The 13,544-nt window shown below is 67.5% G+C and carries 21 protein-coding genes and 2 pseudogenes; 19 read left to right on the plus strand and 4 right to left on the minus strand.

The window, feature by feature from the left end; all coding sequences use genetic code 11:
* Positions 1–46 precede the first annotated feature (46 nt).
* The 4 genes from rpsF to rplI all read left to right on the plus strand — a co-directional run bounded on the left by rpsF (position 47) and on the right by rplI (position 1,758).
* Positions 47–328, plus strand: a complete 282-nt coding sequence (rpsF, locus tag ABFX36_RS02255; protein WP_006896700.1) for a 30S ribosomal protein S6 — start codon at positions 47–49, stop codon at positions 326–328.
* Positions 329–438: 110 nt separating this feature from the next.
* On the plus strand, positions 439–993 hold the full coding sequence (locus ABFX36_RS02260) for a single-stranded DNA-binding protein (RefSeq protein ID WP_006896699.1): 555 nt from the start codon (positions 439–441) through the stop codon (positions 991–993).
* A 40-nt stretch (positions 994–1,033) separates the two neighbouring features.
* Positions 1,034–1,288 carry a 30S ribosomal protein S18 gene (gene rpsR, locus ABFX36_RS02265; RefSeq protein WP_006896698.1) on the plus strand — a complete coding sequence of 85 codons (255 nt, stop codon included), beginning with the start codon at positions 1,034–1,036 and terminating at the stop codon, positions 1,286–1,288.
* Between the two features lie 20 nt (positions 1,289–1,308).
* On the plus strand, positions 1,309–1,758 hold the full coding sequence (rplI, locus tag ABFX36_RS02270) for a 50S ribosomal protein L9 (RefSeq protein WP_006896697.1): 450 nt from the start codon (positions 1,309–1,311) through the stop codon (positions 1,756–1,758).
* 87 nt (positions 1,759–1,845) lie between these two features.
* Here the strand turns inward: rplI and ABFX36_RS02275 are convergent, their stop codons facing one another.
* Positions 1,846–2,424 carry a hypothetical protein gene (locus ABFX36_RS02275; protein ID WP_260868157.1) on the minus strand — a complete coding sequence of 193 codons (579 nt, stop codon included), beginning with the start codon at positions 2,422–2,424 and terminating at the stop codon, positions 1,846–1,848.
* 397 nt (positions 2,425–2,821) lie between these two features.
* On the opposite strand from ABFX36_RS02275, the gene dnaB reads away from it, so the two are divergent.
* Positions 2,822–5,035, plus strand: a complete 2,214-nt coding sequence (dnaB, locus tag ABFX36_RS02280; RefSeq protein ID WP_006896695.1) for a replicative DNA helicase — start codon at positions 2,822–2,824, stop codon at positions 5,033–5,035.
* Positions 5,036–5,088: 53 nt separating this feature from the next.
* Here dnaB and ABFX36_RS02285 read toward each other — a convergent pair whose 3' ends face one another.
* Together ABFX36_RS02285 and ABFX36_RS02290 are read right to left on the minus strand one after the other, a co-directional pair.
* Positions 5,089–5,547, minus strand: a complete 459-nt coding sequence (locus ABFX36_RS02285) for a hypothetical protein (protein ID WP_006896937.1) — start codon at positions 5,545–5,547, stop codon at positions 5,089–5,091.
* The gene (locus ABFX36_RS02290; protein WP_006896936.1) at positions 5,544–6,218 is read right to left on the minus strand and encodes an RNA polymerase sigma factor; all 675 of its coding nucleotides are present in this window, start codon (positions 6,216–6,218) and stop codon (positions 5,544–5,546) included. Before ABFX36_RS02290 ends, ABFX36_RS02285 begins: the two co-directional genes overlap by 4 nt.
* A gap of 82 nt (positions 6,219–6,300) precedes the next feature.
* Between ABFX36_RS02290 and ABFX36_RS02295 the strand changes: the two genes are divergently transcribed.
* The 11 genes from ABFX36_RS02295 (at position 6,301) to ABFX36_RS02345 (ending at position 10,962) form a co-directional block, all read left to right on the plus strand.
* Complete coding sequence (locus tag ABFX36_RS02295; RefSeq protein ID WP_006896935.1) at positions 6,301–6,795, plus strand: Asp23/Gls24 family envelope stress response protein; 495 nt, start codon at positions 6,301–6,303, stop codon at positions 6,793–6,795.
* Positions 6,795–7,136, plus strand: coding sequence for an Asp23/Gls24 family envelope stress response protein (locus tag ABFX36_RS02300; protein ID WP_006896934.1), 342 nt, complete (start codon positions 6,795–6,797; stop codon positions 7,134–7,136). The genes ABFX36_RS02295 and ABFX36_RS02300 overlap by 1 nt, the downstream gene beginning before the upstream one ends.
* Entirely contained in the window at positions 7,129–7,311 is a 183-nt protein-coding gene (locus ABFX36_RS02305; protein ID WP_006896933.1) for a hypothetical protein, read from the plus strand. The genes ABFX36_RS02300 and ABFX36_RS02305 overlap by 8 nt, the downstream gene beginning before the upstream one ends.
* Positions 7,304–7,789 (plus strand): Asp23/Gls24 family envelope stress response protein, encoded by a 486-nt coding sequence (locus ABFX36_RS02310; protein ID WP_006896932.1) that lies wholly within the window; start codon positions 7,304–7,306, stop codon positions 7,787–7,789. Before ABFX36_RS02305 ends, ABFX36_RS02310 begins: the two co-directional genes overlap by 8 nt.
* Positions 7,786–8,370 carry a DUF6286 domain-containing protein gene (locus ABFX36_RS02315; protein ID WP_006896931.1) on the plus strand — a complete coding sequence of 195 codons (585 nt, stop codon included), beginning with the start codon at positions 7,786–7,788 and terminating at the stop codon, positions 8,368–8,370. Before ABFX36_RS02310 ends, ABFX36_RS02315 begins: the two co-directional genes overlap by 4 nt.
* Positions 8,367–8,921, plus strand: a complete 555-nt coding sequence (locus tag ABFX36_RS02320; protein ID WP_006896930.1) for a hypothetical protein — start codon at positions 8,367–8,369, stop codon at positions 8,919–8,921. The genes ABFX36_RS02315 and ABFX36_RS02320 overlap by 4 nt, the downstream gene beginning before the upstream one ends.
* A 33-nt stretch (positions 8,922–8,954) precedes the next feature.
* The gene (locus tag ABFX36_RS02325; protein WP_006896929.1) at positions 8,955–9,155 is read left to right on the plus strand and encodes a CsbD family protein; all 201 of its coding nucleotides are present in this window, start codon (positions 8,955–8,957) and stop codon (positions 9,153–9,155) included.
* Between the two features lie 85 nt (positions 9,156–9,240).
* Entirely contained in the window at positions 9,241–9,795 is a 555-nt protein-coding gene (locus ABFX36_RS02330) for a TetR/AcrR family transcriptional regulator (protein WP_222110817.1), read from the plus strand.
* Positions 9,792–10,139, plus strand: coding sequence for a DMT family transporter (locus tag ABFX36_RS02335; RefSeq protein ID WP_006896927.1), 348 nt, complete (start codon positions 9,792–9,794; stop codon positions 10,137–10,139). The genes ABFX36_RS02330 and ABFX36_RS02335 overlap by 4 nt, the downstream gene beginning before the upstream one ends.
* Entirely contained in the window at positions 10,136–10,447 is a 312-nt protein-coding gene (locus ABFX36_RS02340; RefSeq protein WP_006896926.1) for a DMT family transporter, read from the plus strand. The genes ABFX36_RS02335 and ABFX36_RS02340 overlap by 4 nt, the downstream gene beginning before the upstream one ends.
* A gap of 98 nt (positions 10,448–10,545) precedes the next feature.
* Positions 10,546–10,962 (plus strand): ester cyclase, encoded by a 417-nt coding sequence (locus ABFX36_RS02345; protein WP_082781281.1) that lies wholly within the window; start codon positions 10,546–10,548, stop codon positions 10,960–10,962.
* A gap of 70 nt (positions 10,963–11,032) precedes the next feature.
* On the opposite strand, the pseudogene ABFX36_RS02350 reads toward ABFX36_RS02345, so the two are convergent.
* Positions 11,033–12,230: pseudogene (locus ABFX36_RS02350) on the minus strand (acyl-CoA dehydrogenase family protein).
* 114 nt (positions 12,231–12,344) lie between these two features.
* Between ABFX36_RS02350 and ABFX36_RS02355 the strand changes: the two are divergent.
* From ABFX36_RS02355 to ABFX36_RS19020, 3 genes and pseudogenes are all read left to right on the plus strand, one after another.
* Positions 12,345–12,572 (plus strand): hypothetical protein, encoded by a 228-nt coding sequence (locus ABFX36_RS02355; RefSeq protein ID WP_039867638.1) that lies wholly within the window; start codon positions 12,345–12,347, stop codon positions 12,570–12,572.
* A 123-nt stretch (positions 12,573–12,695) separates the two neighbouring features.
* Positions 12,696–13,388, plus strand: a complete 693-nt coding sequence (locus ABFX36_RS02360) for a GntR family transcriptional regulator (protein ID WP_372452473.1) — start codon at positions 12,696–12,698, stop codon at positions 13,386–13,388.
* Positions 13,389–13,483: 95 nt separating this feature from the next.
* Positions 13,484–13,534 (plus strand): annotated as a pseudogene (locus ABFX36_RS19020) (hypothetical protein); the annotation flags it as partial.
* Positions 13,535–13,544: the final 10 nt, after the last annotated feature.

Genomic DNA, 13,544 nt, shown 5'->3' on the forward strand with positions numbered 1-13,544 from the left:
CACGGACCGTCCGTGGCCGAAAGCCCATAGGAGGTGATGTGGTCTTATGCGTCATTACGAACTGATGGTGATCCTCGATCCGAGCCTGGACGAGCGCACCGTCGCCCCATCCCTGGATACCTTCCTCAACGTTGTTCGCAACGAAGGCGGCAAGGTGGACGACGTCGAGATCTGGGGCAAGCGCCGCCTGGCCTACGAGATCGCGAAGCACAACGAGGGCATCTACGCCGTCGTTCAGCTGAACGCGACTCCGGCGACCGTGAGCGAGCTCGATCGTCAGCTGAAGCTGAACGAGTCGGTGCTCCGCACCAAGGTCCTGCGCAAGTAATCCACAGCCTGCGGAGCACGCTGACATTGTCGGTGCCCGCCTCTAGGGTGGTGTCAACCACTTCACAGGGCGCGCCAGTCAGCGTTCTTCGACACGATTAGGGGAGTCTCATGACGGACACGGTCATCACGGTCGTCGGAAATCTGACCGCCGATCCGGAACTGCGGTTCACCGCTTCCGGTGCGCCGGTCGCCAATTTCACGGTGGCCTCCACTCCGCGGACGTTCGACCGTCAGACGAACGAGTGGAAAGACGGCGAAGCGCTGTTCCTCCGCTGCAGCATCTGGCGCGACGCCGCCGAGAACGTGACCGAGTCCCTCACCAAGGGCACCCGAGTGATCGTGCAGGGCAAGCTCAAGCAGCGGTCGTACGAGACCCGTGAAGGGGAACGTCGCACCGTCGTCGAGCTCGAAGTGGATGAGATCGGTCCCTCGCTCCGTTACGCGACCGCCAAGGTCAACCGCACCCAGCGTGGTGGCGGCAACTACGGCGGTGGCGGCGGATACGGCGGCAATCAGGGTGGCGGAAACGCAGGCGGTGGCTTCGGCGCACCGCAGGGCGGACGCCCCCAGCAGGCCGCGAGCCAGCCGGCCGACGACCCGTGGGGCAGTGCGCCCGCAGCGGGCGGCGGCTTCGGTGGCGGGGACGACGAACCACCTTTCTGATTCCGGGCCGCCACCCGGAGACCATTGACTGGAGCAATACATGGCAAAGCAAAAGGGCCGCAAGCCCCGCGTGGAGAAGGTCACGAAGGCCAAGGCCTGCACCTTCTGCAAGGACAAGAAGACCGTCATCGACTACAAGGACACCGCGCTGCTGCGTCGTTTCCTCTCTGACCGCGGCAAGATCCGTTCGCGTCGCGTCACCGGCAACTGCGTGCAGCACCAGCGCGATGTCGCTGTGGCCGTGAAGAACTCGCGTGAGGTGGCGTTGCTGCCGTTCACGTCGACCGGACGCTGAGCGGGAAAGGACAGAAGACAATGAAGCTGATCCTGACCGCATCGGTTGAGAATCTGGGCGAGGCCGGCGACACCGTCGAGGTGCGTGACGGCTACGGCCGCAACTACCTGCTGCCTCGCGGACTGGCGATCGTCGCCACCCGCGGTGCGCTGAAGCAGGTCGAGGGCATCCGCCGCTCGCAGGAGGCTCGCGCGGTGCGCGACCTCGACCACGCCAACGAGATCAAGCAGGCTCTCGAGGGCCTCGACAACGTCTCGCTGACCGTCAAGACCCACGACTCGGGCAAGCTGTTCGGCTCCGTCTCGGCGTCGGACGTCGCGGGCGCCATCCGCGCTGCGGGCGGCCCCGTCGTCGACAAGCGCAGCCTGGAGCTGCCGAAGGGCCACATCAAGGCTCTGGGCGAGTACCCCGTCGTCGTCAAGCTGCACCCGAAGGTGGAGGCCAAGCTGAGCCTCGCCGTCGTCAGCTGACGTAGAGCATCGAAGGAGGCCGGTCACCCCACGGGGTGGCCGGCCTCTGACGTCGGTCCGGTGCGCCGCTCGCATCCGACACCGTCGTCACCGACGTGCGGGTTGCGGGTGACGTTTCGGGTTCGCGGAGTGCGCGGTATCGCCGGCGGGGTACAGGAACCGATGGCCGGCGCGGCTGAGGAGGAATCCGAGATTCCAGTTCCGGCATGCGACGACCCCGGCACGAGGCGCCGCGCAGGTGACGTTCGCGACCGTGATCCGGCTGCCTACCGGGAGCACGCGGGGCCGGTAGCCGCTCACCGGGCCCAGCTCGAACGACGTTCCCTTGCGCACCCAGTACGGACCCTGGCTCTCGCCGCTGACCGCCACGCCGATCGTCCCGGGCGGCGCGGTGGCGGGGCGTCCCCGGCAGGCCATCGCATTCGCCTGCGGACCGATCTGGCAGCGCCAGCCGCCCGCGGTGAAGTAGTGGCGTCCGTTGTCGACGTAGGCCACCGAGCGGTAGTCGTCGGCGTTCACCGAGCGGTACGGCGAGAAGTCGAAGTCCGACGCCCGCGGTGCCGCGTGTGCGATCGCGGGGACCGACGCGGCCAGCAGCGCGATCACGGCGACGACAGTCGCCCGGATGCTCGCTCGCGCAGGATGGGACACACGCACGTTTCCCATTTGAGCACGACAGCCCGTCCGGCGCGCGGAATCGGGCGGATCGCACCGGGTGCGCGACCGCGGATTCGGGTGCACGGTGGATCACCTGAAGTGCTGCTGGACGGTGTTTCGGCGTGGCGCAAGCCGACACGCCGGTGATTCCGCAGCCGGGTTCTGTGGATTTCGTCAACAAGCTCTGACCTGGGGTTACGACGTGAATTCCACGACATTTCCCCACCTGCTCCACAGGGTTGTGCACATGTCTTCCTGCAACGTCCACAGTTGTCCACACGGGCTCCACAGCCCTGTCCACAGGGGGTGGTTGGCAGCATCGCGCCCCTGGCCCTAACCTTTCTGAAGTGTTCGGTTTCCCTTGCGGAAATCACCGGTTGTCGTTGCTGTACCAGGGGGTGTGTGAGTGGCTATTGAGGCCGACCTCGGGCGCGAGCCCGATCTCCCGCCAGAACCTCCGACGGAGGAGTTCGGACGACAGCCACCGCAGGATCAGCAGGCCGAGCAGTCGGTTCTGGGCGGCATGATGCTGTCGAAGGACGCGATCGCCGACGTGCTCGAACGGATCCGTCCCGGCGACTTCTACAAGCCCGCTCACCAGGCCGTGTACGACGCGATCCTCGAGTTGTACGGCCGCGGCGAACCCGCCGACGCCGTCACCGTCGCCGCCGAGTTGGAGCGCAAGGGCGAACTGCGCAAGGTCGGCGGCGCGCCGTACCTGCACACGCTGATCTCGACAGTCCCCACCGCGGCGAACGCCGGCTACTACGCCGAGATCGTCGGCGAGAAGTCGATTCTGCGCAGGCTCGTGGAGGCGGGTACCCGCATCGTGCAGTACGGCTACGCCGGGGCCGACGGCCAGGACGTGGCCGAGGTGGTCGACCGAGCGCAGGCGGAGATCTACGAGGTCACCGAGCGTCGCACCACCGAGGATTACGTGCCGCTGGAGGAACTGCTCCAGCCCACGCTCGACGAGCTCGATTCGATCGCGTCGCGGGGCGGACTGTCGTTGGGCGTGCCCACCGGTTTCGCCGACCTCGACAAGCTGACGAACGGTCTTCATCCCGGTCAGATGATCATCGTGGCGGCGCGTCCGGGCGTCGGCAAGGCGCTGGCGCTCGACACGCCGCTGCCGACTCCGAGCGGGTGGACCACGATGGGCCGGGTCGCGAAGGGTGACCTGCTCCTGGGGGCCGACGGTCGTCCGACCACCGTCGTCGCCGCGACCGAGGTGATGACCCGCCGGCCCTGCTATGCGGTGGAGTTCGACGACGGCGGTGTGATCGTCGCCGATGAACAGCATCAGTGGGCCGTGGAGGTCGACGGCGAGGACCGGCTGCTGACCACCGAACAGCTCCAGATCTACGGCGGCCGCGCCAGCATCGCCAACGCTGCGCCGCTCGAACTGCCGTACCGCCCGCTGGCCTACGGCCCGTACACCGTCGGCGCGCTGGCCGGAATGGCGTATGACGACCCGGAGATCGGCGCGCGGATCGAGGCCGAGGGTCCGGTCGACGTCATGACGTTGATGACGGATCTGGGCGGCCGCATCCCGCACGAGTACCTGCGCGGTTCGGTGCCGCAGCGGCGCGCGCTGCTGGCGGGCATCCTGGACTCCCGCGCGCGTGTGGACGACGACGGCTGGATCACCGTGCCCGCGGCCACCAACCACATGTCTTCCGTGGTCGGGGATCTCGCCGCCGGCCTCGGCTACACCTTCCGCCGGGCCAGCAGCGGCTGGATCCGGCTCAACGCGCCCGACGACGTGTTCACCGTCTTCGAGAAGGCCCAGCGACACAAGGAACTGCGCAGCAGCGTGCGGGCGCGGCGGGTGGTGTCGGTGCGCTCGGTGCCGAGTGTCCCGGTGCGGTGCGTCGAAGTCGACAACATGAGCCACCTGTACCTGGCGGGTGAGGCGATGGTGCCGACTCACAACTCCACCCTCGCCATGGACTGGCTCCGTTCGGCGTCGATTCATCACGGGCTCACCTCGGCCATGTTCTCGCTGGAGATGAGCAAGACGGAGATTGTCATGCGACTGCTGTCGGCCGAGGCGAAGGTGAAGCTCGGCGACATGCGGTCGGGCAACATGAGCGACGACGACTGGAGCCGGCTGGCGCGCCGCATGGGCGAGATCACCGAGGCGCCGCTGTTCATCGACGACTCGCCGAACCTCACCATGATGGAGATCCGGGCCAAGGCCCGACGGCTGAAGCAGAAGCACGATCTCAAGCTCGTCGTCATCGACTACATGCAGCTGATGACGTCGGGCAAGAAGGTCGAATCACGTCAGCAAGAGGTCTCGGAGTTCTCGCGATCGATCAAGCTGCTCGCCAAGGAGCTCGAGGTGCCGGTGGTGGCGATCAGCCAGCTGAACCGTGGCCCCGAACAGCGGACCGACAAGCGTCCCCAGGTCTCCGACCTGCGCGAATCGGGATCGCTGGAGCAGGATGCCGACATGGTCATCCTGCTGCACCGTCCCGACTCGACCGAACGCGACGACCCGCGCGCGGGTGAAGCGGACATCATCGTCGGTAAGCACCGCAACGGTCCCACTGCGACGATCACGGTGGCGCACCAGTTGCACCTGTCTCGGTTCGTCGACATGGCGCGGGGCTGAGCGGCGCGGCGCGACGCGGGTTGTCGGGCTTGAGCCTCGCCCCAACCCCCTTCTCAGTTCAGCCACTCCCGGCTGTACACGTCCTGCCAACGGACATGCACCTGGGCGCCGGCCCGCCGTGCGCGGTCCGGGCCGAGGGTCTGGCCCAGAACCTGTTCGACGGCGTCGCGGACTCGGTCGGCCTCGGCGTGGAGGTCGTCGCGGTAGCGGGCGACGAGCCCGATCGTGAGGCCGGTGAGTTCATCGTCGTCGCCGTCCAGCCGGACGTGGACCACCAGGCGGCCGACGGCGTTCCGCACCCGCGTGGCCAAGAGTTGCTTGAGGACGCGGTCGTTGACGCGGACCCTCGGGTCGTCGGTGGCGAGGTCGCGGCCGGGCCGACGGAGCCGGGGCAGTCCGGACGCGATCGCCGAGACCAGGCGTGCGACGTCGCCGGTCGGCTCATCGAGGCGGCGGCTCGCGTCCACCAGCCAGGCGTCGGTCGGATCTCCGCCTACAGCCTCTGAATTCATGTCCGCGTCCTCCTCTCTCGACTCTGTCGCTGTGCTTCGGGTTCGCCGATGCGTTCCTCCGGGCTCGGCATCCCGCTACTCCCAGGCTTCCACGGCGCGAGGCGAGTGGTGAGGAAGGTCCGACTGCGCTGGAGGTGCCCACGCACCGAACCGTTGCTGATCTTCAGTACCGACTCGATCTCGCCGAGAGAGAGGCCCTCGACCTCCCGAAGCCACCACACCGCCCGCGGTACGGGCGGCAGGTGCGTCAGTTCGGTGCGGAGTGCTTCGACCAATTCGGCTCGCTCGGCGGCCTCGCTCGGCAGCGGCTGGGCCGACTCGAGGTCGGCGAATTGCTCGTTCTCAGTGGGCAGTTCCCGGCGGCGGCGATAGTGGTCGATCACCTTGCGATGAGCGATGCCGAGCACCCAGGTGCGGACCGCGCTGCGGAACTCGAAGTCCGGCAGTGCGCGCCACACCGCGATCATCGTCTCCTGCGCGACGTCCTCGGCGACCTGCGGATCGTCGATCATGCGCCGGACGAATCGCAGCAGGAGCGGCGCCGTTCGGCCGATCAGGACGTCGAAGGCCTCCGGATCACCGGCACCTGCGGCGGCGGCCAACTCCTCGTCGGAGAAGTCGTCCAGACCAGGGCTCGCCCGGTGACCGTTGGTGTGATTCAGATCATTCACCGATTCGCGTGCAACTTTCTGTTCGGCTGCGACTGACTATATACAACCCCGGAACCGACGGGGTCCCTTGGAAAGGACCAGCATGAGCGAACAGACCACCGCGAAGTCGACCGACGCAGGCACCGACACCGACGGTCCGCGCACCACCGGGCGCGACGTCCAACTGGCCCGGAACTCGACGACCGCGCTCAACGGCAGCCTCGGCACCACGTCGATCGCGGACGTCGTCGTCGCCAAGATCGCGGGAATCGCCACCCGCGAGATCGACGGTGTGTACGACCTCGGCGGTACCACGGAACGCGCTGTCGGCAAGGTCCGCGACGTGCTGCCGGGTACCAGCACCAGCGTGACTCAGGGAATCGACGTCGAGGTCGGGGAGCGGCAGGCCGCCATCGACATCTCGATCGTCGCCGAATTCGGCGTGGCCATCCACCAACTCGCCGGGGCCATCCGCCGCAACGTGATCAACGCGATCGAGCAGATGACCGGCCTGGAAGTGACCGAAGTGAACGTGACCGTGCACGACATCCACTTCGACGACGAGGACCAGGACTTCGGCGAACCGCGGGTCCAGTGATGGCGCCGCCTTCGGCCGACGACGCGCTGGTGAAGGACATCGCCGCCGCCGTGCTCGCGGTACCCGGAGTGGTGGAACTCGACGGCGGAATGTTCGGCGAGGTCGCCACGTATCTCCCGGGCGAACGGGTCAGCGGCATCCGGCTCTCCGACGAGGAGGGCTCGGTGCACATCGTGGTCGATCTGCGCCACGACCTGCGCGAGGTGGCGGCGCAGGTGGCGGACACGGCCAGTGAGATCAGCGGCCGCCGGTTCTCGGTGACCATCGAGGACGTCACCACCGGAGAACCCGCCGCCGCCGGGACCGCGACGACCGAATCTGAAGGAGAACTCGATGACTAAAGCTGCGACGATCGGCCTGTTCGCGGGCCTGCTGCTGGCGTTGGCGGCCACCACCGGCGGATTCGGCGGTCTGATCCTGGCGCTGATCCTCGGAGCCGTCGGGCTGATCGTGGGCCTGCAGGTCGACGGCACCATCGATGTGCGCGCGATCGCGCGCGGACGCAGCCGTGGCTGACGTCTCGGCCCCGTCGGCCAACGTGCCGGACACCACCGCGCCCGGTCGGCTGACGATGGCGGACAGCGTCTTCGAGAAGATCGCGTTGGCCGCCGCGTTGAGCGTCGACGGCGTGGTCCGTCACGACGGATCGATGGCGGGTCGGCTGGGCGCGTTCGTCGGCGGTGAGGCGACCGCGGGCTCCGACTATCCCCGGGTGCGGGTGGAGAGCGCGGGCGGCGCCGCCCACGTCGTGGACCTCACGTTGGCGCTCGCGTGGCCCTCACCGATCTCCGCCACCTGCTCACGGGTGCGGCAGAAGGTCGGCGACGAACTCGACCGGCTCACCGGGAACCGCCCGGTGCGCGTGAACGTCGCGGTGGAGGCGGTGGTGCCCGGAGCCGCCGCGAGATTCAGGAAGAACGGCTTCGTGCAACTGCCCGATCCCGACGACGGGCCCGCTGCAGGCGAAGCCGTTGACGAAGGGGGAAGACCATGACACCGTCGGCCGCCGAAGACCGTGACGACGAGTTGCGGGACATCAGCGATGAACCGATTCGCGATCCGGCGGGGTTCCCCGGAGCCGCCATCGCCGGCGGGCTGCTCGGGGTGGCGCTGCTCGTGCTGTGCGGGGCGATGATCCGGGACCTACTGGTGACCACCGGCGCCGTCTCCGGGGAGACCTGGACTCACCGTGCCGCCGACAATCTCGGGTCGTCCACCTGGAGCGGTTGGATGTGGGCGATCCCCGCCGTCTGCGCCGTGGTCGGCCTCGTCCTGCTCTGGCTCGCGGTGAAGCCCCGCCGGCGAACGCACCTCAACGTCGACGGCGTCCGCGTGGTGTGGACCCGCCCGGTCGACGTCGCGCGCCGCGCGAGCGCGGCGGTCTCCGAGGTGCCCAACGTCCGGCATGCGCTGACGACGGTGGGACGCCGCCGCATCAGGGTGACCGTCCGCACGTCCGGGCCCGTCGACCGCGATCGCATCGCGCAAGTGGCCGATGACGCGGTCGGGGCGGTGAGTTCCGGCAAGCACGTGGTGGTGAAGGTCCGGGGGCCGAGGAAAGAGTTCGTCGAATGAACCGCGGAGCCGCAGCCCTGCACCGACTGTCGATCGGTGTGATCGGGCTTCTGTGTCTGGTACTGGCCGCAGGGGTGATCCTGCACCAACTGTCGGTGCACCCGGTCGAGGGGTGGGTGGACCGAATCGACACCGGAGGCATCCGTGACGCGACCGCCGCCGGTTGGTTCGCCGCCGTCCTGGTCGCCGTCGCACTGCTCGCGTTGTATTGGGGCTGGAGGCTGATCCGGACCACGATCGCGCCGCGCCGACCCGAACTCCTGGTGCTGAACGGCAGCGGGCCCGAGGGGACGATGACGGTCTCGCTCAAGCAGGTGGCCTCGGCCGTCGAAGAACAACTCGCCACACAGACTGTCCTGCGCCAGGTGCGCGTGCAGGCGATCGACGACCGCGGCGAGGCGATCATCCGCATCACGGTCGACGTCGCACCCGAGCGCTCGTACGACGAGATCGTCGGCATTGTGACGCCGACGATCGAAGACCTCCGAATCGCGCTGGGGGATTCGGATGTGCACGTCCAGGTCTTCATTCACCTGGACGCGCTGCAATAACCGAAGTGAAATCCGAGAAGAGGAGTTGCCGCAATGGCGATGGAAGACAAGATGAGCAACAAGGCCGACGAGCTCAAGGGCAAGGCCAAGGAGGCCGGCGGCTCGCTGACCGGCGATGACGACCTCAAGAACGAGGGCAAGGCCGATCAGGCCGCGGCCGCGGTGAAGAAGGGCGTCGAAGAGGTCAAGGACGCGGCCGCCAAGGTGAAGGACAAGCTCACCGGCGACAAGTGATCGCACGCCGGCCCGTCGGGAACTCCCCGGCGGGCCGGCGCTTCTTTGTGTCCGCACTTTACCTTCTGGAAGGTAAAGTGGCCGGATGGAGTCCGAGACGCGGGTGCGCATCCTGCAGGCGGCCAAGGAACTGGCCCAAGAGAGCGAATCGGTGCAGGGGGTGACGATCTCCCTGGAGTCGGTCGCCGCTCGTGCCGGGATCACCAAACCCGGCCTGATGTACCACTTCCCGACCAAACGGGAACTCATGCTCGGTCTGGTGGAATACGCTGCGCGCCACTGGGACTCGCTGTTGCGCGCGCACGCCGGAGCCGGTCCCGCCGACCTGGCCGTCTTCGACCGCTACCGCGCGTACGTCACCGTCGCCACCACCGCCGACGTATCCCGGGCCGACTACTGGATCTTCACCGATGCGCTCTACCACCCCGCACTGACCGAACCCTGGGCTCGTGTCCTCGGACCGTGGTTCGCACTCGAGGACGTGCCCGTACCGGCGCGGGCACGGCTGACGGCCGCGCGTTTCTGCGCCGACGGGGCGTGGATGTCGGAGGCCACCGGCGTGTTCCCCGCCGACGATCTTCCCGCCGTCCGACGCCACGCGCTCGCGCTGATCGACGCCGCCGAGGGGGCGGAGCGGTGAAGTGGCTGCTGCTGGGCGGCGCCATCGCCGCCGAGGTGACCGGGACGCTCACCCTGCGCGCCACCGTCGACCATCCCGGCTGGATTCCCGTGGTGATCGTCGCCTACTGCGCGGCTTTCGCTCTGCTCGCGCAGACCCTGCGCGCCGGTATGCACATCGGCGTCGCCTACGGGATCTGGGGTGCTTCCGGCGTCGCACTCGTCGCAGTGCTCGGCGTGGTGATCTTCGGTGAGACGCTCGGGGCGCGGGCGATCATCGGAATCGCGCTGATCATCCTCGGTGTGGTCGTGGTGGAGACGGGGGCGAAGACCGTCGGCGCCGCGAGCGAGGAGCAGGTGCTGTGAGCTGGGTGTGGCTGCTGCTGTCGATCGCCTCGGAGGTCACCGGCACCTTGGGCTTGCGTGCGGCCGGTGCCGGTCGCCGTCGCTGGCTGATCCTGGTGGGGATCGGATACACCTGTGCCTTCGTCTTCCTCGGCTTCGCCCTCGACGCCGGCGTGCCGGTCAGTGTCGCGTACGGAATCTGGACCGCCGTCGGCATCGTGGCGATAGCGACGCTCGCCCGCGTGATCTGGAAGGACCCGTTGACCGGCCGGATGCTGCTGGGCATGGCCCTCATCATCGCCGGCGTGCTGCTGGTGGAACTCGGCTGACGCTCGTTTCGTCGACGTCCAGAATCTTGGACATTTCGCGTGCGGACTACGCGCGCATAGTGGGTTCACTCTCAATCAGCCAATCGAGGAGGACTCCTATGACCGCGTTATCCGACCATATCGTCGATGCCCACAACCGAGGACTTGCAGAGAAGGATATGGAATTGTTCGGCAGCATCTTCGCCGATGACGTCGCCGTGGAACTGCCGGGCGGGACGAGTTTCGAGGGCCGCGACGGGATCGTGCAGACAGCCGTCGCGTTCTACACCGCCTTTCCCGACATCCGGCTCACGCCGCGCCAGATCTGGGCCGACGACAACGGCGTCGTGGTGGAGCAGGTCTTCACGGGGACGCACACCGGCCCGCTGGCCACGCCGAACGGGGAGGTGCCGCCGACCGGAAAGAAGGTGGAGTTCGGACTCATCGACACCTTTCTCGTCACCGACGGAAAGGTGAGCGCGCACCGCGTCTACTACGACAATCTCGCACTCCTGGGACAGCTCGGGCTGGCCTGACGGACAGACACGACGGCGGGGCGGATCACGGCGGTGTGCCGGGTCCGCCTTCCGCGTGTTCCGGAGCCCGTCACCGTTCGGAGTAGTTCTCCAGCAGCCGCCGGCCGATGATCATCCGCTGGATGTCGGCGGTTCCCTCGCCGATCAGGAGCATGGGGGCCTCGCGGTAGAGGCGTTCGATCTCGTACTCCTTGGCGAAACCGTATCCGCCGTGGATCCGTGAAGGCGTCCTCGACCACGTCGCGGCAGTACTCGGAGGCCAGGTACTTCGCCATTCCGGCTTCGAGGTCGTTCCGTTCGCCCGCGTCCTTGACGCGGGCGGCGCGGACCACCATCTGATGCGCGGCTTCGACCTTCGTCCCCATCTCCGCGATGCGGAAGAGGACGGCCTGGTGCTCGGCGATCGGCTTGCCGAAGGTCTCGCGCTGCTGGGCGTACGAGGTGCCGAGCTCGAAGGCGCGGTGGGCGACGCCGACGGCGCGTGCGGCGACGTTGACGCGGCCGACTTCGACGCCGTCCATCATCTGGTAGAAGCCCCGGCCCGGCTCGCCGCCGAGGATCTCGGCGGCGTCGATCGAATAGTCGTCGAAGAGCAGTTCGGTGGTGTCGACGCCCTTGTACCCCATCTTCTCGATCTTTCCGGGGATCGTGAGGCCAGGTGCCGCCTCGCCGAATCCGGGCGTCTTCTCGATGAGGAAGGTCGTCAGGTTCTGATGCGGACGGTCGCGCCCCTCGGGAGTGCGGACCAGGACGGCCACGAGTGACGAGCTCGCGCCGTTGGTGACCCACATCTTCTGGCCGTTGACGGTGTACCGTCCTCGGCCGTCGGGGGTGGCGGACGTCGTGACGGCGGCGACGTCGGACCCCAGACCGGGCTCGGACATGGAGAAGGCGCAGGTGAGGTCGCCGGCTGCGAGGCGGGGAAGGTACTTCGCCCTCTGTTCCGGTGTGCCGTGCTGCTGCAGCAGGTAGGCGACGATGAAATGCGTGTTGATGATGCCGGAGACGCTCATCCAGCCACGGGCGATCTCTTCCACGACCAGCGCATAGGTGAGCAGCGACTCGCCGAGTCCGCCGTACTCCTCGTCGATGGTGAGGCCGAAGAGCCCCATCTGCTTCATCTGCGCGACGATCTCCGTCGGGTACTCGTCCGCGTGTTCCAGATGGGTGGCCATGGGCAGAATCTGCTGGTCGACGAAATCCCGGACCGTCGCGAGGATGTCTCGCTGTTCGGTGCTGAGGTTCTCGGTCGCACACAACTTGCCCATGGGTCCTCGTCTCTGTTCGCTGCCCCAACCATCGTGCATAATATGCGGTTCTGCCTCCGGGGTGAGGCGGATCTGGTGACGTACGCCGCCCAGGAAGCTCTTCGACCTGCCGTGATGTCACTGGCAGAAGCGCCGGTGCACCCGCATCTCGTGGCACGTGAGACCTTCGTAGAAGTGGAGGGCGTACCGCAGCCGGCGCCCGCGCCGCGGTTCAGTCGGACGCCGGGCTCCATCTCGCGGCCTCCGGCCGAACCGGGTGAGCACACCGACGAGGTACTGACCGACTGGGGCTTCGACGCCGAGCGCCTCGCCGCACTGCACGCATCGGGTGCCATCAGCTGAACCGCGCACGGGTCAATCAAATTGCAACGCACGACGCGCCGGACACTCGAGTGCCCGGCGCGTCGTGCGCATTGTGTGAAAGATATTATCCAGGTGACAGAACCGACACCAGTGAGGCGGCAGATCATCGTGAGTGCACCCGTGTCGAGCGGCCGTGGACGGCATAAGCAGTTGCCGGACGCGGTCACGAGCTACGTCCGTGAACAGATCATGTCGGGCAACCTCAAGCCGGGCGAATTCTTGCGGATGGAGCCGATCGCGGAGACGGTCGGCGTCTCGATCACTCCGGTGCGCGAGGGCCTGCTGCGCCTGTCGAACGAAGGATTCGTCACGGCCGTGCCCCGCCGTGGTTTCGTGGTCGCGGAGTTCACGCGACAGGACGTGCGCGATCTGTTCTGGGCGCAGGCACAGTTGTCGGGAGAACTCGCCGCGCGTGCGGCCGAGCGGATCACCGATGTCCAGCTCCAGCAGCTCGAAGAAGTGATGGCGCAGTGCGATGCCGCGGTGAGTTCGGGCAATACCGAGGCCATCGGGGACCTCGGACACCAGTTCCACCGGCTGATCAATCTCGCGGCCGACTCCGACCGGCTCGCTCGACTGCTGGCGTCCATCGTCAAGCACCTGCCCAACTCGTTCTACGCGTCGATCGAGTCGCATGTGCGCACGGTGACGCCCGAACACCATCAGATGCTCGACGCGCTGACCGCGCACGACGCCCAGCGCGCACGCGAGATCACCGAGAAGCACATCGTCAACAGCGCCGACTACGTGGTCCAGATGCTCGAGGAGCGCGGACTGTGGAAGGACGCGGAGTAGGCGTTGCCGGTCACGACGTCCGTCGAGGCGTCCGCGCCGGTTGACATTCAAGTAGGTCGAAGCCGGATGATGTCCGGGTGGCAGATTCCAGGTTGATGTCGATCGGATCGTTCGCGCGGCGGAGCGGTCTGACGGCGAGTGCGTTGCGTTTCTACG

Origin of the sequence: Gordonia cholesterolivorans, assembly GCF_039531975.1 — a bacterium.
Lineage (GTDB): Bacteria > Actinomycetota > Actinomycetes > Mycobacteriales > Mycobacteriaceae > Gordonia > Gordonia sihwensis.